This window comes from Bacteroidota bacterium, assembly GCA_030706745.1.
Taxonomy (GTDB): Bacteria; Bacteroidota; Ignavibacteria; order Palsa-1295; family Palsa-1295; genus PALSA-1295.
On the sequence record JAUZNX010000006.1, the window covers coordinates 184,787 to 202,011 of the forward strand.

Consider the following 17,225-nt stretch of genomic DNA (forward strand, 5'->3'; position numbering starts at 1 on the left):
TGGCTGAATCGTATATTTGTGGTCATGAGCTACTGGTCATCAGAAGTTGCCGCCGATTTCTACGCCAAGGGCAGGCCGTATTTCCATCCATCCGTTGTCGCACAAGTTGCAGAGTTTCTGAAGGATCATGTTCCCTTCAACAATGCGCTGGATGTGGGATGCGGAACAGGCCTCTCTTCACGAGCCCTTCAGCAAGTCGCTTCACAGGTTCGAGGGATTGACACCTCACCTGAAATGTTGCGCCACGTGCCCACGGCACCACACCTTGCTTTCGCGCAAGCTCCGGGCGAGGCCATTCCGTTCGAGGATAACTCGTTCGATCTCATTACACTTGCGCAGTCGTTTCACTGGCTCGATCGAGCGAAATTCTTCAGCGAAGCAAGACGGGTACTCAAGAGCCGTGGCTGGATCGTTGTGTACGATAACTACTTCTCCGCGATGATGCAGGAAAAACCTGACTTTCAGCCTTGGTTTGCAGAATATCTATCTCGTTTTCCGACACCTCCACGACCAAGAGTCCAATTCACACCTGAGGACGCGAATGCGGAGGGTTTTGACTTCGTGCATAAATCGATGCACGAGGAATGGCCGGAGTTTACTAAAGAATCATTGACAGCCTACCTGCTCACACAGAGCAACATCAGCGCCGCGATGGAGCGAGGCGAGCCGCTTGAATCGATTACCGATTGGATGGGCTCTGAATTATCGAGGTTTATCCCTGAAAGTGGCAGCGTTCATATTGGATTCGGAAGTCCGATTTGGTATCTACGCAAAGTCAGCTAACGTGTTGAGTCTCCCGCCGAAAGAGTCGATACGAATATATCACCGTGCTAATGACAAGCACAATCAATGTACCAAATGCGATGAAGAAGCTAATGGATTGAAACACGAGCGAGAGAACAATTCCCAACAAAGATCCACGTACCCACCACTTACCTGCGAAGGCATGCGTCCGCCGCCAGTTCTCTTCACTATCGAGCGTCCAAGGTAAGCGAATGCCTATAAGATAATTCTGCTTCAACTTCGGCATCAAGAAGCCCAGCATACAAAAGAGCACCAGCAGACCAATCCCGATGAATGGCATCGCATCGAACGTCGGATTCAGCGTCGTCGCGAGCATGCGACCAAACACACACGTAAGAAACGCGGCAATTGCGAACCGTATCCAGCGATAGGCCGGCAAGGAAGCCGCGATGTTCGCTTGCTTCGGATCGATGCGCGGAATGAAGTAAAGCAGAATCGCAACGAGCAGGTTGATGCCGGGCAGGATCAGCAACTCTATAGGAATGCCGTAACGGTTCACAATCCCGTGCGAGTCGACGTGCATCGGCACTTGTGCCGGAAGTGATGGCCAGATGATTACGAAGACAACAAACGGCAAAAGAACGACCAGGGCAGTCGGCCACTCGCGGCGGAAGAGAGAACTGGGATTTGTGGGATTCATGGTAAGAATCGGCAGACAAAACCAGGTAGTGCGCTACGACACTGCTTCCATCTCACGCGTGTGCAGAATCTCATGTCCGGTAAACGGCCGAACATCCGCTCGTTCCAGTGTCAGCACATCGATGGTCTTGCCTCCGGCGGTCATAAATTCTACTTCAAATGCCTTCCCATCAGCATAAACCCCGACTACCGTGCCAATATCACCGCGCGCAAGTCCCAGATCGTCGATGTCATGCTCGAGAACGACAAGATCATGTTCTTTAATCATCTTCAATGGTCCCTATTATAAAGGATAAGCCGAGATTAGGCGTGGTATGGTTCCACCACGGTCGATCATCCAGATGGTCCTCAAAGACAGTGGCAACCCGTTGGGAGTCCGAAGTCGCCCTTCCACGACAAATTTCATCCCGTGTACGGTTTCGGATGATTGAGTCACGGGATTTTCCTGTGCTACTTGAAGGAGTGCTTGTCTCAACTCATCCAGGCGTTCGACGCTAAATCCACGGGAAAAGAATACAACAGCCTTCTCCTTACCTTCGGCATGAGTGGTTGAAAGGAGATACTCTGTTAGCTTTGAGTCGGCAACAACTGCCCGCTCCACATTCGGCAGCTTCATCACACATCCAAATTCCTCACATAGGTCGCGTTCTTTTCGATAAACTCGCGGCGGGGTTCGACGGCATCGCCCATGAGGGTTTCGAACATGTTCGCGGCGGCGTAGGCATCTTCGATGCGGACTTGCAGCAGCGTGCGCGTCTCGGGGTTCATCGTCGTGGACCAAAGCTGCTCGGGATTCATCTCGCCTAAGCCTTTGAAGCGGCTGATTACGGTGCCCTTCGTTGCCACGCCGTCCATCATCTGTGCCGTGGTTGCTTCACCATTTACGGCAACTTCTTCGACAATCTCAACGATCTCGTCCTCTTCTTTTTTGCCAGTTCGCAGGCGCTTCAGGATTTCGTCGCGCTCTTCGTCATTGTAGGCATAGTGCTCCTGCTTGCCCTTCTTGACTTTGTAAAGCGGCGGTTGCGCAATGTAGATGTGACCTGCTTCGATCAGGTCCTTCATGTGATTGTAAAACAACGTGAGGATCAGCGTGCGAATGTGCGCGCCATCGACGTCGGCATCAGCCATGAGGATGACTTTGCCATATCGCAGCTTGGTGAGATCCTGCTGTTCGCCAATGCCGACGCCAAGCGCCGTGAAGATGTTGCGAATCTCCTCGTTCTCGAGCATCTTGTGCAAGCGCGCCTTTTGCACGTTCAGAATTTTTCCCTTGAGCGGGAGAATCGCCTGGAAGCGCCGGTCGCGGCCCTGCTTAGCGGAGCCACCGGCGGAATCTCCCTCAACCAGATAGATCTCGCAATGCTCCGGATCGTTGATCGAGCAATCGGCGAGCTTACCGGGAAGTGCGGAGTTTTCGAGTGCGTTCTTGCGGCGCACGATGTCACGAGCTTTGCGGGCCGCTTCGCGCGCCTCTGCAGCGCGGAGCACCTTCTCGATGATCCGCTTGCCGATCGGCGGATTCTCTTCGAGGAACTGAGCGAGCTGCTCGTTCATGATGCCCTCGACGATGCCCTTCACTTCCGAGTTGCCGAGCTTCGTCTTCGTCTGGCCTTCGAACTGCGGCTCGGGTACCTTGACCGATATGATGACGGTCAGTCCCTCGCGGAAGTCATCGCCGGTGAGCGAAATCTTATCTGACTTGACAAGATTGTTCTTCGTCGCATAGTTATTCATCGTGCGCGTCAGCGCTGCTTTGAATCCCGCGACGTGCGAGCCGCCCTCATGTGTGTTGATGTTGTTCACGTACGAGAACAGGTTCTCGTTGAAGCCATCATTGTATTCGAAGCAAATCTCGACCGGTGTTGCATCGCGCTCGCCTTCGATAAAGACCGGCTTGTGCAGCGAAATACGCGTGCGATCGACATGCTTCACGAAGTCGCGGATACCACCCTTCGCATGAAACGTCTCATCTTCTTTCGTTCGCTCGTCCTTAAGTGTGATCGTAACTTGCGGATTGAGAAACGACAACTCCATCATGCGCTCGCGCAGAACGTCCATTCGCATAGTGATGGACTGTTTGAATATATCCGCGTCCGGCTTCCAGCGGGTGACCGTACCAGTCTTCTTCGTCTTACCGATGACCGTCACATCGGCCAATGGCTCGCCGCGCTCGTACTTCTGGTAATGGATCTTCCCATCCTGATGGACCTCAACTTCGCACCATTCCGAGAGCGCGTTCACAACTGACGCACCAACGCCATGCAAACCTCCAGAAACTTTGTACGCACCCTTATCGAACTTACCTCCGGCATGCAGCACGGTCATGACAACTTGAAGCGCGCTAACGCCTTCGCCCGCGTGCATCCCGGTCGGAATACCACGTCCATTATCGGCGACTTCGATCGAGCCGTCCTCCTTGAGGATAATATTGATCTCGCTCGCGTAGCCAGCCAAGACCTCATCGATCGAGTTGTCGACAACCTCATAGACGAGATGATGCAGCCCGCGTGAGGAGACATCGCCGATGTACATTGCCGGCCGGCGGCGAACGGCCTCGAGACCTTTAAGTACCTGAATATCTTCGGCGCCGTATTCTTGCTGATGATTTGCCATCAAAAATGGGGTATAGACCGGGTTTGAAACCGGTCAAAAATCCGTGAATAACCGTATTTGAATCCCTCGGATCAGGGGCTGCGCGCAACGATGGTTGCGCTCTACTCCGAGGTGCCCAATATGAACGCCAAAATCGCTCGAAATGCACCTAAAAACAGCGATTTTTGGCTGTTGAGAGAACACAAAATATGGGGGTAAGAGTCCCCTTTATGAGGGTTGCGGACATAAGATTTCTTGAGGGTGTAACTTTCCGAATTATCTGAGGTTCTTATTACAACTTAACCAATCTGGAAACACCCAATGAAGTCATTCCTGGTGGTCCTTTCGGCATTCGCGGCTCTCAGCTTCCTCTCGTGCCGGACTCAAACGCTGGCGCCGGATACGGGGATGGCGACGGTCAAGGGTATCGTTTCGCTGGCTAATGCCTATGATTCGTACACGCCGCCCTACAGCGGCGTGCAAATCTCTTTCGAAGGCACTGCGATCTCTACCATCACGAATGATAGCGGAATATTCCAACTTAATGGAGTACCGGAAGGCACCTACAACGTCCGATTTTCCAAAAACGGGTACGGAGAGGTTCGATGGATTGGAAAAATGATCGAGGGGGGTGGCAATTCGACGATTTACCTGAACGGACCACAGGATCCGTATTACAGGAATCCAACACTTTATAAACAACCGGAATTGGTACTGAGCCTTCACTCCGCATACGTGGTGGATACAACAATCATGGGGTACGGCCACAGCTATCTCATCTTGCGAGGAGGATATGGGGGAAGCACGCCTATTACCATGGGCGGAATAGCCGTATACATCTCGCACTCATCAGACGTCTCTTCGAGTTTGGGACACTACTCTGCGTATTACTACCATTACTATCCAGGGGCCCAAAACTTGTACGATACAACTTCCATGACCTTTTGGGAGCCAATCGACCTTCTGACAATCAAGAGCGAAGGGTTTCAATCAGGTGATTCTGTTTACATAGCAGTTTATGGCGCACCCATCGTTGGAGCGAGCCCACCAAATGATTATTACGATCCAGCAACTCGCAAGTACGTTCTCACGTCTCTCAACCAAACTCCATCGCCCGTTCTCGGATTCAAGGTTCCGTAGCAGAAGCAATATGCGTGAGCGCGATGGCCGACGGCGAACTTGTGACGCGGAGCTTCGTCAACGAATAGGTAATCCGTGATTACCGATAGTGGTGAGAGCCATAAGCCCCGAGTCCGCGAACTCATCCTCCGCTTTGGATGGAATTCGACCTGCTACCAACTGCTGAATCCGGGCTTTGAGTATTGGTTCAGCGAGCGGCATGTGGCTGTCGTCGGGTACGTCCAATTCTCGGGCACACGGATCGTTGGCGGCGCACCGGTCTGTGCCGATGACGTAATTAACGATGTCGTGCAAGAATTCGAAGCCGATGCCCGCTCGCATGGACTTCGCGTTTGCTACTTCGCAAGCGAAGCGCGGCTTGAACGCGAGATCGCCAGCAAGCCCGGCTATTCGGTGTTGCTCCTGGGTGCCCAGCCGGTTTGGCGACCGGCGGAGTTGGCGCGCGAGATGGAGGAGAAGCGCTCGCTCCGCACACAGTTGCACCGCGCGTGGAATAAGGGCGTGATAGTCGAGCGATGGAACGCAGACAAGGCAACCGACCATCCTGGTCTGCATGCGCTCCTGCACGATTGGCTCGAAACGCGTGGGCTTCCCAGCCTCCATTTCCTCGTGGAGCCGGAAACGCTCTCGAATCTCTCTGATCGCCGACTCTTCGTTGCCTTTCGCGGCACGGAGTTGCTTGGTTTCCTGAATATCTCGCCGGTACCCGAGCGCAATGGCTGGCTCGTCGAGCAGTTCGTCCGTTCGCCAAACGCTCCGAACGGGACGGTCGAGTTGATGCTGCACACCGCAGCCGAACAACTCGCCGAGGATGGGTTCGACTACTTGACACTCGGACTTTCGCCGCTCATTCCCTTTGGTGGATATCTGCCGGAGGCTCCGCCCGCTTTCATTCGTTTCTTACTTCGCTGGGCTCGCGCTCACGGCAAGCGATTCTATGATTTCGAGGGCCTGGAATTCTTCAAGGCAAAGTTCGAGCCCGAGAGCTGGGAGCCGATCTATGCGATCGCGAACGAGCCGAGATTCTCCGTACGCACGCTGTACTCGATCGCATGTGCCTTCACGCGCGGCAGACCAATCCGGACGGTGTTCGAGGGATTCCTGCGAGCAGCGAGGCAGGAGCTTTCGTGGTTGCGCCGCAAGGCGAAGTCCGTTAATCGCGTCCCCACATGACGTTGTCGATGACACCGTTCGTCACGTCCATCTTCTTTCCGCCGGTCTGCATATGAGTTGTAACGTAGAACGTCCCGGAAACGCGGCGGGTCACAGTATCGAATGCAGTAATCGTGACGGAGCCAGGTCCGCCACTCATGGTCGAGTAAAAATCAAGACCTGCGCTGTACTCAAAGTAGGCTGTGCCTGGCCGAGGAGGCCAGGCGACTGGGAACGTGCCGACTCGCGGGGAGGTGATCCAAATTCTAAGAACTTGCCGCGACGAATCATTTTGAACGCTCTCAAGCTGGAGTCGATCGACAGGAGGGATGTACTCTGATATGAAAAAGTTTTTGGGACCATCCTGCTGAATGGTTAGAGGACCGGCGTTCGCGGTATATAGTCCCTGACCAAACAATCCGACGTTAAAACAGACATTGGTGAATGACCCCTTGACCGTATCGAACACGCTAAGACCGCCCGCATCCTGGAGCACCATCGAATACGTGCCAGAAATTGTATTATGCACCGTATCGAATGAAGTTATCGTAAACGAGCCGCCCGGCAGCGAAAAAAATTCTTTAGAGTCCTTCATAAGTTGAGCGTATGCACCATTATCGTCGCCATACGTCGTCAGCGTATAGGTCGATGGCATGAGGTTGTTCAACCGGACCCAAAAGGCCAAGTGGACATCTCCGGTGAGGTTATACTGCGTGCGCGAATAATCGAGGCCGAGTTGCATCCGGTCTCCGGGACTGCCATTGAAGAGGAAATGGGAAAAGGTGGCTGTAGCGGTACAAAACATCGGGACCGTACCCCGATCGAAGGCTTCGCCATTGACCGTGATATTAAATGCGCCGAGCCCACCTGACAGTGGCGATACGGTGTCCACGATCGTGATAATGCTCGTGGCAGAATCCCGCCTGCTGCCGGTTGAATCGATATAGACCGCGCGCAGCGTATGCTTCCCCACTGTGGTGAACGTATAGGAGACGGAATCGGTGTTGGTGCGGACAACTTGCGCCAAATCGAAGCTCCATGCAATCGAATAGCGCTTCGGCAGCGATGGACTTGACGAGAGGGTAAAGTGTGCGAGCGTGCGGATTGTCGCCGTTGATGAATCGGGCAAGATCTTGAGAGCGCGTCGCGTAGTATCGGCCTTCGATGCACCACCAGACCCTCCCGGTGCGGATGGGTTGGATGAACAGGCCATCATGCCTCCCAAGGACATGACCAAGAGGATGCGTAATGGATTAAGACGAAACAACATGGTGCAAATATACTGCGATTTTACATTCAATGCATCCAAATGTGTGTTCTTATCTATTATATGAGCATCCGCAAAGAAACCGAAATATGAGACTCTACGAGAAGCAGGAATTCGAAGACATACGCGGCAACGAATTTGAAGGCGCGACCTTCAGGCAATGCGAACTCATCGGCACCGATGCCCGCGATGCGAAATTCATCGGCTGCACATTCGAAGGTTCTACATTGAGTTCTGTGAAAGTTGATGGCGCCGTTATTCAGGCACACTTCGTCAATTCGAAGATCGAGGGCATCAATTTCTTCACAGCCAAGCGGGAGTTGCTTTTGCTCTCATTTACAAACTGTCTGATTCGATATTCTTCGTTCGCAGAGCTTAAACTCAAGAAGATCAAGATCAACGGCTGTACGCTACAATTCGTCGATTTTGCGGACGCCGATTTGACAGAAGCGAACTTTGAGAATTCAAGCTTCGAAGACTGCACGTTTCGAAATACCAACCTCACGAAGGCCGACTTCCGCACGGCACGCGGCTATTCCGTCGATCCGCGCATTAACACGATCAAGGGTGCCCACTTCGATCTGCCCGAAGTGCTGGGATTGCTCGATGCATTCGATATTGAAATCGGCTAAGACGTCATTAGGGGATGAACCACTGAAGGTTATTGATACTGCCGTTTGTCGTTGAAACAGTACGGCCGGTACGGGTATCCGTCCCGGAGAACGAGAAGGTCGCGGAAATCCGGCGAGTCACGGTATCGAATGATGTGATGTTGAGTGTCCCCATATTTCCTCGCACTTGCAGCATGACCGATGCCTGCTGATCGAACTCGACGTTCGCCGTGCCGGCGGTTGTTCCTTGTGCGAATGGAAACAAACCAACCTTGGGGTCCTTAACTTGCATCTGTAGGGTTCGGTAGACCGGAGGATTACCCTCGACAGCATCCAGCGAGAGTCCGTTCGTCTCGGTCATTGAGATGGATATTTGATCGGGATGATAGCCCTGCGCATCAACAATGGCGGAAATACTTCCTTGCCCGAATGTCCCATTACTGATCCCGACATCGTTAAAAGCACCGATAATGGTATCGATTTCCGATGGATTGAAGTTCGGCGAAGCCGTGAAGCGGAATGTCCCCGAGACCAGATTCATCACGGTATCGAACTTGGTGATCGTGAATGTCCCATCCGCGCGTGAGTTGTAGTCCTGCATTGCCGAGTCGATTGTGATCGACACTCCGTCCGGGCTGTTCCTTGGCATCACCGGATATGATTTCACGACCGCCCCGGAAATCGGGATATCAATGTTCGTTGTCACAGTTGTGGCATAGAGCGATGCGGGAGTATATTGAAGCTGAATGAACAATGAATTCCCTCCCGGCTGACCCGATATGCTCGTGTTGGAATATGTAGCGATTGCACCGTACGTCGCCGCAGAGTTGGTCCGGTAGATCGTATCATGTCCGACAATCACCCGAAAGGCTGCCGGACCCGACAGCTGATTGTTCTTTGTCGAATCCGGACTATTGTTTGTCGAACTGCCAGACGGAGAGTTGCTATTGCTGCAACCCATGACGGCAACACAAAGAACGAGAAGATTAAACCGAAACTGTGCGATCATGATCTGTTGAAACGTTGCGAAGTTAGGTCCGCAAATATACAACATCTCACCACATAACCTAATGTTCTGCTCTGATTACTCGTGACTGAGCGATCGCATCTTCCAGCGTCGCATGGATATTCTCCTCGCCAATGAGTTCGAGTAGTCCCGCTCGTTGGGACGCAACGAGTGGTTGGGCATGAAGTTCTGTAATGAGCAATGTGGAATGGTGCACCATCGCGCGATGATGAAGATCTCTCAACACTTTAAGGCCGCTCGCATCGACAGCCAGAACATCCGCCATACGAAGGACGAGCACGCGAGGGAAGGCATGTAGCGAGTTGATCGTCTCGGCGAATTGCTCAGCCGCACCGAAAAATAGCGCGCCGCTCACATCGAAGATCATCACGCCATCTGGCAGAGGCAATTTCGCTGGTCGAATTGCATCCGTTTCGCTTTGCGGCTCTTCGATCTCGCTCGTAAATGGCCGAACGTTCGTGACCTGCGCCATGCGGTGCATAAACAAAAACGCCGCGAGCACCATCCCAACTTCCACGGCGACCGTGAGATCGACAAGCACCGTAAGAAAAAAAGTCGCCAGCAGTACGGCAAGATCGCTCTTCGGTGCGCGGAACACCTCGACGAATGCGTGCCACTCGCTCATGTTGTATGCCACGACGACGAGAATCGCCGCGAGCACGGCCAACGGTATTGTCGAAGCCAGTTGCCCAAGCAACAGCATGATGAGTAGCAATGTGATCGCGTGGATGATCCCGGCGATCGGCGTGCGACCACCCGAACGAACGTTGGTTGCGGTCCGCGCGATGGCGCCCGTTGCCGGTATTCCTCCGAAGGCGGCGGACCCTATGTTCGCGATGCCCTGAGCAATCAATTCCATGTTCGACCGGTGTTTCGAACCGATCATGCCATCGGCTACCACAGCCGAAAGCAACGACTCGACGGCAGCGAGGATCGCGACGGTGAAGATGGACGGAGTCAGCTCCCGAATCGCAGCCAATGTCACGTGCGGCATGTGCGGGTGCGGCAGCATAGTTGGGATGGCTCCGAACCGCGAGCCGATCGTCTCGATCGGGATGTGAAACAGCGATACAACTCCGGTCGAAATCACCAGAGCAACGAACGGCGACGGGATCGTCTTGTTGATGCGCGGCCACAACACAATAATCAGCAGCGTCAGGAGCGCAATCCCGACCGCATAGAAGTTCACGGAGCCGAAGCTGGAAAGATAAAGTGCCCACTTCGCCAGAAAGTGTGCTGGCGGATTGTCGAATCGGACGCCAAGAAAATCCGGAATCTCCGACGTGAAAATGATCACCGCGATACCGCTCGTGAACCCGATTATGACGGGCGCGGGGATAAACTTGATCGCGGTTCCGAGTTTTGCCAGACCAAAGATAACCAGAACGATCCCGGCAAGAAACGTTGTGATTATGAGACCATCGATGCCATACTTCTGGACAATGCCATAGACGATGATGACGAACGCGCCAGTCGGCCCGCCAATTTGGACACGGCTCCCACCGAGCGCGGAGATAATGAACCCCGCCACGACGGCGGTAATGAGCCCCTTATCGGGAGTCACTCCACTCGCGATAGCGAACGCAATCGCAAGAGGAAGGGCAACGACGCCAACGATTACTCCGGCGCCCAGATCGCGGCCGAAGGCCTTACGGTCGTAGCCGGAAAGAGTGGTAAAAAGTTTTGGTACGAACACTGCGGGAGGATTTCGACATTAATTGGTTCGGCGCACCGTAAACTCAAAATAGTTGTTTGCAATTCCGAATCGAGAATTGTTTTCCACTGAATTCTTGATTCCAGGGAAATTATTCCATGATTCCGTTGGATGTTTCGATGTATGTATCTCTACCAGCATTAAGTATGGCGAACTCGCGATGAAACTGCTTCTTTCTGTTCCCATCGTTCTTCTGCTCGCATTCTCTTTCACGGGATGCTCCGATCCGGTAACGCCGACCACCATCCGTGATACGACGTACATTTCTGTTCCGACCGGCCCGGCGCTTGTGCGATTCGTTTCTATGTATCCGGATGGAAGGAGTGCTTTCGTTCTCAAGCTTACATCGAACCCCGACGATCCTGGTTTTGTGAGTACTGGTTCTGGCACACAGCCCTATTACCTGCCACTGGTTCCGGATTCGGATGCTCGTTACTACGTATTCTTCAATAGCCAACTCGTTGATAGTATTGTGCTCTCGGGGAAACAACTGCCCGATGCCAGTATCAATACTTTTGCACTTTCCTGGCGCATATCCTCGAACGGAAATCCCAGCATTAATACCAACGGTGGCGTCAACAACGATTCACTCAAATGGAAACCGATTCCAAGAGGCTATGCACGTATCCGGTTCATCAATGGCGTTGACTATTTGAGTTCGATGAGTCTCGCACTCGACAATGTTTCAAATCCATTGGATACGATCCCGTTTAGCGAATTAAGTGGATACGCCGATGTACCGGCTGGCAAGCATCAGTTACTTGTCATTCCCACCGGCTTTACGCAAGTCCTTTCTTCTTACAACGAAATCCTTGATTCCGGTGGTTATTACACGGCTCGGTATGTGGGCATCCATGGAGATGCGACCAATCCAGATCATTTAGTTGTGGACGCCGAGTAACCGTGAAATACTCCCGGTTTATCGCTGCTCGATATCTGACCGCAGAGCGGAGACATGGCCAGAGTGCGAGCAACAAGTCGGAAGACCGGGCCGAGCACCGATTTGTCTCGACGATTGTGCTCATCGCGGCCGCTGGTGTCGCACTCGGAGTAGCTGCACTCGTCGTCACACTTTCGATTCTCTCCGGATTTGAAAAGACCTTGACGAATAATGTGCTCGGCTTTACATCCGATGTCGAGATCAGCTCATACGGGAATCGACCGTTACCCGATTTTCCCGGCACGACCCGTTTTCTTACGCAACGGGTGCCTGAGATTCGATCGATGGTGCCCTTCGTCGAACGCGAAGCGATCTTGCGTTCACCGCATGGTGTGGCCGGTATTATTTTGCGTGGGCTTCCGCTTTCCGATACAGCGGCTCTTGTGCGACATCGCATTGTCCGAGGACATGACTTCGCCTCCACAACTCCCGATTCCCTTCCGCCAATCCTGATCAGCATCGGCCTTGCGAGCGACCTCCATATCGATACCGGCAAGACACTTGCGGCCATCCGGATGAATGAACGGCTCCGTTCGCGGGAAGATATTCTTGCCAATCTCCGAAAATTTCGTGTCGTTGGTATTTACTCGACCGGCATGACGCAATATGATAATTCTGTGGCCTTCACAACTCTTCCGGCCGCGCAGGCTTTCAATGGTCTGAGCATGACGCAGGTGACCGGATATGATATTCGCACTGCATCCATCGCGGATGCGAATCCTGTCACACGGAAGATCAACCGGGTACTCCGATATCCCTACTTCGCGCGGAGCGTGTATGATGTTTATCCAACCATTTTCGCGTGGATCGATCTGCAAAAGAAGCCGATCCCGATTATTCTCGGGCTTATCATCTTAGTGGCAACATTCAATGTGGTTTCCACACTTTTACTCATTGTGATCGAAAAGACACACTCGATCGGAGTACTGAAAACTCTTGGGGCCACGATGGGCGGAATTGCTCGCATCTTCGTCACGGAGGGAATGACGATCGCTATCTTCGGGACGCTCATCGGCGACCTGATCGCGTTTGTTCTCTGTACGCTCGAAGCACATTATCACTTCTTCAAGCTTCGCGCCGAGATTTACTTCATGTCGTCCGTTCCAGTCTCGATCGAGTGGCAGCACTATGCGATCGTATCTGGGATCGCTCTCGCGCTGGCGCTGGCGGCCTGCCTGATACCATCAAGAATTGCCGCTCGGATGCAGCCGCTCGACGCCCTCCGGTTTGCATGATACCCATTTCTGTTGCCGTCGGTCTCCTCCTAAGGGATGGCTGTGTCCTCATGGGCGAACGTCGTCCCGACAAAATTTACGGATTGCATTGGGAATTCCCTGGAGGAAAACTCGAAGTCGGAGAGACCGCGCTGGACGCACTTCGAAGAGAACTCTCGGAAGAACTGGCGATTCATATCACCGATGCGCAGGAATGGCTGCGGGAGACTGCCACTTATTCGAATGGCTTGACCTACGACATTCATTATTACCTGGTCCGGGGATGGACCGGAACGATGGAAAATTGCGAGTTCAATAAAATCCAATGGGTGTCAAATGAGGCGCTTCCTACGTTGTTGCACTTGAGTGGCAACAAGAACATCCTCGACCGCCTCACGCACGAAGGCATTCCGGCGTAGCATCGTACCTCGATTACTTGCCTGGCATTCTGCGAACAAACGCAGCTTTATCTGGCGCGGAGTGAAGCGATCGCCATACATCGTGCTCGTGAGTGAATTCATGCTCCAGCAAACGGGCACAACACACGTTGATCGCAGATTGCCAATCTTCCTCAAGCAGTTTCCGTCCGTGAAGTCGCTCGCGAATGCGACACCAGCCCAAGTATTGCGAGCATGGCAAGGGCTCGGCTATAACCGTCGTGCACTCTATTTGCATCGCGCCGCGAAGGCATTGGCTGCGCTACGCACGTTTCCTAAATCGCTTGAAGCGTTACAGAAGCTACCCGGCGTTGGACAATATACAGCCAGTGCTGTCCTGGCATTTGCGTACAATGCGGATATGCCTGTCATCGATGTGAATGTCGAACGAGTGCTCTCTCGGCTCTGGAAGAAGATGCCGAACAACCGGACGACCTTGCCAAAGAAAGATCTGTACGAATTTGATGCGTCGGTCTTGCCAAAGGGTCAGTCCTCCGCGTGGCACGAGGCACTGATGGATTTGGGTGCTACCATCTGTACAAAGAATGCACCAAAGTGCCTGGAGTGTCCGCTCCGTCGCTCCTGCCCATCGGTTACGATGGAGCATTCGTCTCAGAAGTCCGCTCGTTCCGAGCCACATTATTTTGGAGAACCGAGACGCATATGGCGAGGCCGCGTGCTGCGGACTATTGCGAACGCGGATGGGGTTGCGACGCGCACTCTTACATCAACCATGGAGAAGCGATTCGAGATTGAAGGCGCTGGTTTCGCCCCCTTTATCAAACAACTGGTCAAGACGCTCGTCGCTGAACAATTCATTCACGAAAGCGCTGATGGCACGCTCATACTTGCAAATGAATAAACTGCCAGAGCCATGGCGCTCAGTCTACACCGAACGACAATCGGCTATTCTGCAACGTCTACTGGACTTCTCGGATGTTCCCCCCGATCAGTATTTTTACGAACTTGCCTTTTGTATTCTTACACCACAATCGAGTGCAGCAAATGCCGAGGCAACAATAGCCGAACTTGTCCGGGATCACTTTCTTGAACGTGGGTTCGATCCGATGAGCTATTTGCGAGATGCGAAGCATTATATCCGCTTTCATAATGTGAAAGCGAAGCGCTTGCTCGAGATTCGCGAGCGCTTTCCAGATTTGCTGCCCTACTTGCTCGATCAAACCGCAACGCCTGAGGCAAAGCGTGAGATCGTCTTAGCCAGCGTGAAGGGACTCGGCATGAAGGAAGCCTCGCATTTTCTCCGCAACATCGGCGTACGCGGACTCGCCATTCTCGACCGGCATATCTTCAAGCATCTGACCCGACTTGGTGTAATCAATGAGATTCCGATGAGCGGCCCGACGAAGAAACGCTATCTGGAGATCGAAAGGCTATGGCACGAGTATGCGAAACGCATCGACATCTCGCTCGATGAGTTGGACCTGCTGTTTTGGAGCATGGAAACGGGCGAGATCAGAAAATAACTCGGGTCAGAGAATGACCTGCAATCGGAATCGGTTAGCCTCGGAATGGCTATACTGACCACGTCTCCACGACTCACGCTTCGCTCGCTCGAGCGCGAAGACATCCCACATTCGGTGGATATGTGGTGCGATGCGGAAACGATGCGATATATGGGTGGCCCACGAGAGAGAACAAAACTGCTGGCCTATATTGATGATCTTCTCACGCATGAAGACGCAACTGACATTCACACCCCGAACCAATTCTGGACAGCGATCCAAACTCATACAAACGAATACATCGGAGATTTTGGGTTGATTCAAAAAGAAGTAGATGGGGCTGTGGAAACGGAGTTGGTCTACTTGGTTGCGAAGCACCATTGGGGTAACGGCTACGCGACTGAAGGCGCTCGAGCATTGGCAGACTATGCGTTTGCCGTTGCAGGACTCTCGCGACTTGTCTCGCTTGTCGATCCCGAGCATATCGCCTCTCAACGCGTCGCCGAAAAAGTTGGCATGACCTTCGAACGTGAGACAGTACGCTCTAATGGTCGCACCATGCGAATCTATAGCATATTGAACGAATCGGTATAGAGCGGAACCGGTCTGACTTACCTTTGAAAGGGAGTAACACGGTCTGAGAAATCCGGCCGGTAGTAGTCCTGACTCTCGAACTCCTGCGCCCAGCCATTTTCGATTCCGAACTCATCCAGCATGTCGAGCACTTTGTCATATTCGCGCTCGCGAATGCGGCGATTGAGCAACAGGAGCGATTCAAATTTCTCGGCGTTCTCGTCGGACACCTTGTTCGTCGGATAGTACTGCGACATCACCGAAAGAGTCACGCCGGGAGACAACTCACTCGATATGAACTCAAACGATTCACGCGTCCCGGCAAGGTCGTTTGGTAAGACAAGATGGCGAATAATCAATCCGCGCTCGACCAATCCATCATCTCCCATCACCAGCGTACTGCCCATTTGCCGATACATCTCCCGCAACGCCGCCCGTGAATGCTTCGCATATTCCTTCACGCCGGAGTATGTATACCCCATCTCGTCCTCGGAGTACTTCAGATCCGGCAGATAAACGTCGACGATTCCATCGAGTATACGGAGCACCTCGACGGAATCATAGCAGTTGGTATTGTAAATGATTGGCAGATGGAGTCCAAGCTTACATGCTTCAAAAATCCCTTCGACCATTTGCGGCACAAAATGAGTCGGCGAGACAAAGCCGATGGCATGACAATGATGCACGTCCTGCAACTCGATCATCATCTCGGCAAGCCGCTGAACCGTCACTTCGTTTTTGCGCTCTTCTTTCCAGCGTTGGCTGATCTCATAGTTCTGGCAATAGGAGCATTTGAGATTACAATTCCCGAAAAAGATATTGCCGACTCCGCGCGTACCGACCAGCGCCGGCTCTTCGCCAAAGTGCGGACAATAGGATGAGACGATCGGCAGGCGCGCCGAGTAGCATCGTGAGATCTCACCTTCGAGCCGGTTGACATGACAATCAAGCGGACAGATATTGCACGATTCGAGCATACCAACAAGCTGCTCCGCCCGGCGGGCAAGCTCGCCAGATTCGAACAGTCTGCGATACGGAGCGATATACATGACGACAGAGCCTATAGGTCATTCGAAACCGGAATGTTCCTCAGACTCGTTACTCGTTGCTCAGATGAGATCATCGATGATCTCATCTTTACTCGTTACTGGAATGCAATACTGGCTCTTAAAATCCGACGCTGAATCGTACTCGATCGACGACCTGAAACGCGACAAGACGACCGCCTGGACGGGCGTGCGCAATTACCAGGCCCGCAACTACATGCGGGACCAGATGAAGCCGGGCGACATGGCGCTGTTCTATCACTCGAATATGGGTAGCGGCAGTAATGCCTCTCGACCGGGCATCGTCGGTATTTGTGAGATTGCGAGCACGTCAATCCCCGACGAGACTGCCTTCGACCCGAAGGACTCCCACTTCGATCCCAAAGCGACTGAGGCGAATCCGATCTGGTGCGCCGTCGAGGTGAAGTACGTCAAACACCTGAAGGAACCGATCTCGATCGACGAGCTTCGAAAGACTAAGGGACTCGAGAAGATGGTCATCCTCCAAAAAGGCTCGCGGCTTTCGATCACACCGGTGACCGAGAAGGAATGGAAGATCATAGAACCTAGATTACGCTGATTTGGCGGATTGCGCAGATAGAT

Annotated in this window: 19 protein-coding genes; 11 read left to right on the plus strand and 8 right to left on the minus strand. The window is 53.0% G+C overall.

Annotated features, from left to right (window positions below):
* Nucleotides 1-24 precede the first annotated feature (24 nt).
* The gene (locus Q8902_09115) at nt 25-783 is read left to right on the plus strand and encodes a class I SAM-dependent methyltransferase (protein ID MDP4199718.1); all 759 of its coding nucleotides are present in this window, start codon (nt 25-27) and stop codon (nt 781-783) included.
* Here Q8902_09115 and Q8902_09120 read toward each other — a convergent pair.
* From Q8902_09120 to gyrB, 4 genes are read right to left on the minus strand one after another with little or no spacing between them, the layout of a single operon-like run.
* Complete coding sequence (locus Q8902_09120; protein MDP4199719.1) at nt 776-1,444, minus strand: SdpI family protein; 669 nt, start codon at nt 1,442-1,444, stop codon at nt 776-778. The genes Q8902_09115 and Q8902_09120 overlap by 8 nt on opposite strands.
* Before the next feature lie 33 nt (nt 1,445-1,477).
* Nucleotides 1,478-1,711 (minus strand): DUF4926 domain-containing protein, encoded by a 234-nt coding sequence (locus Q8902_09125; GenBank protein MDP4199720.1) that lies wholly within the window; start codon nt 1,709-1,711, stop codon nt 1,478-1,480.
* Nucleotides 1,712-1,726: 15 nt separating this feature from the next.
* The gene (locus Q8902_09130) at nt 1,727-2,059 is read right to left on the minus strand and encodes a hypothetical protein (GenBank protein ID MDP4199721.1); all 333 of its coding nucleotides are present in this window, start codon (nt 2,057-2,059) and stop codon (nt 1,727-1,729) included.
* Nucleotides 2,059-4,059 (minus strand): DNA topoisomerase (ATP-hydrolyzing) subunit B, encoded by a 2,001-nt coding sequence (gene gyrB, locus Q8902_09135; protein MDP4199722.1) that lies wholly within the window; start codon nt 4,057-4,059, stop codon nt 2,059-2,061. Before gyrB ends, Q8902_09130 begins: the two co-directional genes overlap by 1 nt.
* A 300-nt stretch (nt 4,060-4,359) precedes the next feature.
* On the opposite strand from gyrB, the gene Q8902_09140 reads away from it, so the two are divergent.
* Together Q8902_09140 and Q8902_09145 are read left to right on the plus strand one after the other, a co-directional pair.
* Nucleotides 4,360-5,178 (plus strand): carboxypeptidase regulatory-like domain-containing protein, encoded by an 819-nt coding sequence (locus Q8902_09140; GenBank protein ID MDP4199723.1) that lies wholly within the window; start codon nt 4,360-4,362, stop codon nt 5,176-5,178.
* Between the two features lie 75 nt (nt 5,179-5,253).
* A complete protein-coding gene (locus Q8902_09145) occupies nt 5,254-6,351 on the plus strand; it encodes a DUF2156 domain-containing protein (protein ID MDP4199724.1) in 1,098 nt (365 codons plus the stop codon).
* Here the strand turns inward: Q8902_09145 and Q8902_09150 are convergent.
* The gene (locus tag Q8902_09150) at nt 6,332-7,600 is read right to left on the minus strand and encodes a DUF6252 family protein (GenBank protein ID MDP4199725.1); all 1,269 of its coding nucleotides are present in this window, start codon (nt 7,598-7,600) and stop codon (nt 6,332-6,334) included. The genes Q8902_09145 and Q8902_09150 overlap by 20 nt on opposite strands.
* An 86-nt stretch (nt 7,601-7,686) precedes the next feature.
* On the opposite strand from Q8902_09150, the gene Q8902_09155 reads away from it, so the two are divergent.
* The gene (locus Q8902_09155; GenBank protein ID MDP4199726.1) at nt 7,687-8,229 is read left to right on the plus strand and encodes a pentapeptide repeat-containing protein; all 543 of its coding nucleotides are present in this window, start codon (nt 7,687-7,689) and stop codon (nt 8,227-8,229) included.
* 7 nt (nt 8,230-8,236) lie between these two features.
* On the opposite strand, the gene Q8902_09160 is transcribed toward Q8902_09155, so the two are convergent.
* Together Q8902_09160 and Q8902_09165 are read right to left on the minus strand one after the other, a co-directional pair.
* Entirely contained in the window at nt 8,237-9,217 is a 981-nt protein-coding gene (locus Q8902_09160) for a DUF6252 family protein (GenBank protein ID MDP4199727.1), read from the minus strand.
* Between the two features lie 58 nt (nt 9,218-9,275).
* Entirely contained in the window at nt 9,276-10,931 is a 1,656-nt protein-coding gene (locus Q8902_09165) for a SulP family inorganic anion transporter (GenBank protein MDP4199728.1), read from the minus strand.
* A 178-nt stretch (nt 10,932-11,109) separates the two neighbouring features.
* On the opposite strand from Q8902_09165, the gene Q8902_09170 reads away from it, so the two are divergent.
* The 6 genes from Q8902_09170 to Q8902_09195 are packed head-to-tail and all read left to right on the plus strand — an operon-like array spanning nt 11,110 to nt 15,597.
* A complete protein-coding gene (locus Q8902_09170) occupies nt 11,110-11,850 on the plus strand; it encodes a hypothetical protein (GenBank protein ID MDP4199729.1) in 741 nt (246 codons plus the stop codon).
* Nucleotides 11,851-11,852: 2 nt separating this feature from the next.
* Nucleotides 11,853-13,124 carry an ABC transporter permease gene (locus Q8902_09175; GenBank protein ID MDP4199730.1) on the plus strand — a complete coding sequence of 424 codons (1,272 nt, stop codon included), beginning with the start codon at nt 11,853-11,855 and terminating at the stop codon, nt 13,122-13,124.
* Nucleotides 13,121-13,522 (plus strand): NUDIX domain-containing protein, encoded by a 402-nt coding sequence (locus Q8902_09180; GenBank protein ID MDP4199731.1) that lies wholly within the window; start codon nt 13,121-13,123, stop codon nt 13,520-13,522. Before Q8902_09175 ends, Q8902_09180 begins: the two co-directional genes overlap by 4 nt.
* Nucleotides 13,470-14,402: an A/G-specific adenine glycosylase gene (locus Q8902_09185; protein ID MDP4199732.1), complete on the plus strand. Its 933-nt coding sequence runs from the start codon at nt 13,470-13,472 to the stop codon at nt 14,400-14,402. The genes Q8902_09180 and Q8902_09185 overlap by 53 nt, the downstream gene beginning before the upstream one ends.
* On the plus strand, nt 14,395-15,024 hold the full coding sequence (locus Q8902_09190; protein ID MDP4199733.1) for a DNA lyase: 630 nt from the start codon (nt 14,395-14,397) through the stop codon (nt 15,022-15,024). Before Q8902_09185 ends, Q8902_09190 begins: the two co-directional genes overlap by 8 nt.
* A 45-nt stretch (nt 15,025-15,069) precedes the next feature.
* Complete coding sequence (locus Q8902_09195; GenBank protein ID MDP4199734.1) at nt 15,070-15,597, plus strand: GNAT family N-acetyltransferase; 528 nt, start codon at nt 15,070-15,072, stop codon at nt 15,595-15,597.
* A gap of 17 nt (nt 15,598-15,614) precedes the next feature.
* Here Q8902_09195 and Q8902_09200 read toward each other — a convergent pair whose 3' ends face one another.
* Nucleotides 15,615-16,625 carry a radical SAM protein gene (locus Q8902_09200; GenBank protein ID MDP4199735.1) on the minus strand — a complete coding sequence of 337 codons (1,011 nt, stop codon included), beginning with the start codon at nt 16,623-16,625 and terminating at the stop codon, nt 15,615-15,617.
* A gap of 103 nt (nt 16,626-16,728) precedes the next feature.
* Between Q8902_09200 and Q8902_09205 the strand changes: the two genes are divergently transcribed.
* A complete protein-coding gene (locus Q8902_09205) occupies nt 16,729-17,202 on the plus strand; it encodes an EVE domain-containing protein (protein MDP4199736.1) in 474 nt (157 codons plus the stop codon).
* Nucleotides 17,203-17,225: the final 23 nt, after the last annotated feature.

Coding starts and splice junctions, on each gene's coding strand:
- Q8902_09115 (MDP4199718.1), top strand. CDS start 25: ATGAGCTACTGGTCATCAGAAGTTGCCGCCGATTTCTACGCCAAGGGC.
- Q8902_09120 (MDP4199719.1), bottom strand. CDS start 1,444: ATGAATCCCACAAATCCCAGTTCTCTCTTCCGCCGCGAGTGGCCGACT.
- Q8902_09125 (MDP4199720.1), bottom strand. CDS start 1,711: ATGATTAAAGAACATGATCTTGTCGTTCTCGAGCATGACATCGACGAT.
- Q8902_09130 (MDP4199721.1), bottom strand. CDS start 2,059: ATGAAGCTGCCGAATGTGGAGCGGGCAGTTGTTGCCGACTCAAAGCTA.
- gyrB (MDP4199722.1), bottom strand. CDS start 4,059: ATGGCAAATCATCAGCAAGAATACGGCGCCGAAGATATTCAGGTACTT.
- Q8902_09140 (MDP4199723.1), top strand. CDS start 4,360: ATGAAGTCATTCCTGGTGGTCCTTTCGGCATTCGCGGCTCTCAGCTTC.
- Q8902_09150 (MDP4199725.1), bottom strand. CDS start 7,600: ATGTTGTTTCGTCTTAATCCATTACGCATCCTCTTGGTCATGTCCTTG.
- Q8902_09155 (MDP4199726.1), top strand. CDS start 7,687: ATGAGACTCTACGAGAAGCAGGAATTCGAAGACATACGCGGCAACGAA.
- Q8902_09160 (MDP4199727.1), bottom strand. CDS start 9,217: ATGATCGCACAGTTTCGGTTTAATCTTCTCGTTCTTTGTGTTGCCGTC.
- Q8902_09170 (MDP4199729.1), top strand. CDS start 11,110: ATGAAACTGCTTCTTTCTGTTCCCATCGTTCTTCTGCTCGCATTCTCT.
- Q8902_09180 (MDP4199731.1), top strand. CDS start 13,121: ATGATACCCATTTCTGTTGCCGTCGGTCTCCTCCTAAGGGATGGCTGT.
- Q8902_09190 (MDP4199733.1), top strand. CDS start 14,395: ATGAATAAACTGCCAGAGCCATGGCGCTCAGTCTACACCGAACGACAA.
- Q8902_09195 (MDP4199734.1), top strand. CDS start 15,070: ATGGCTATACTGACCACGTCTCCACGACTCACGCTTCGCTCGCTCGAG.
- Q8902_09200 (MDP4199735.1), bottom strand. CDS start 16,625: ATGTATATCGCTCCGTATCGCAGACTGTTCGAATCTGGCGAGCTTGCC.
- Q8902_09205 (MDP4199736.1), top strand. CDS start 16,729: ATGCAATACTGGCTCTTAAAATCCGACGCTGAATCGTACTCGATCGAC.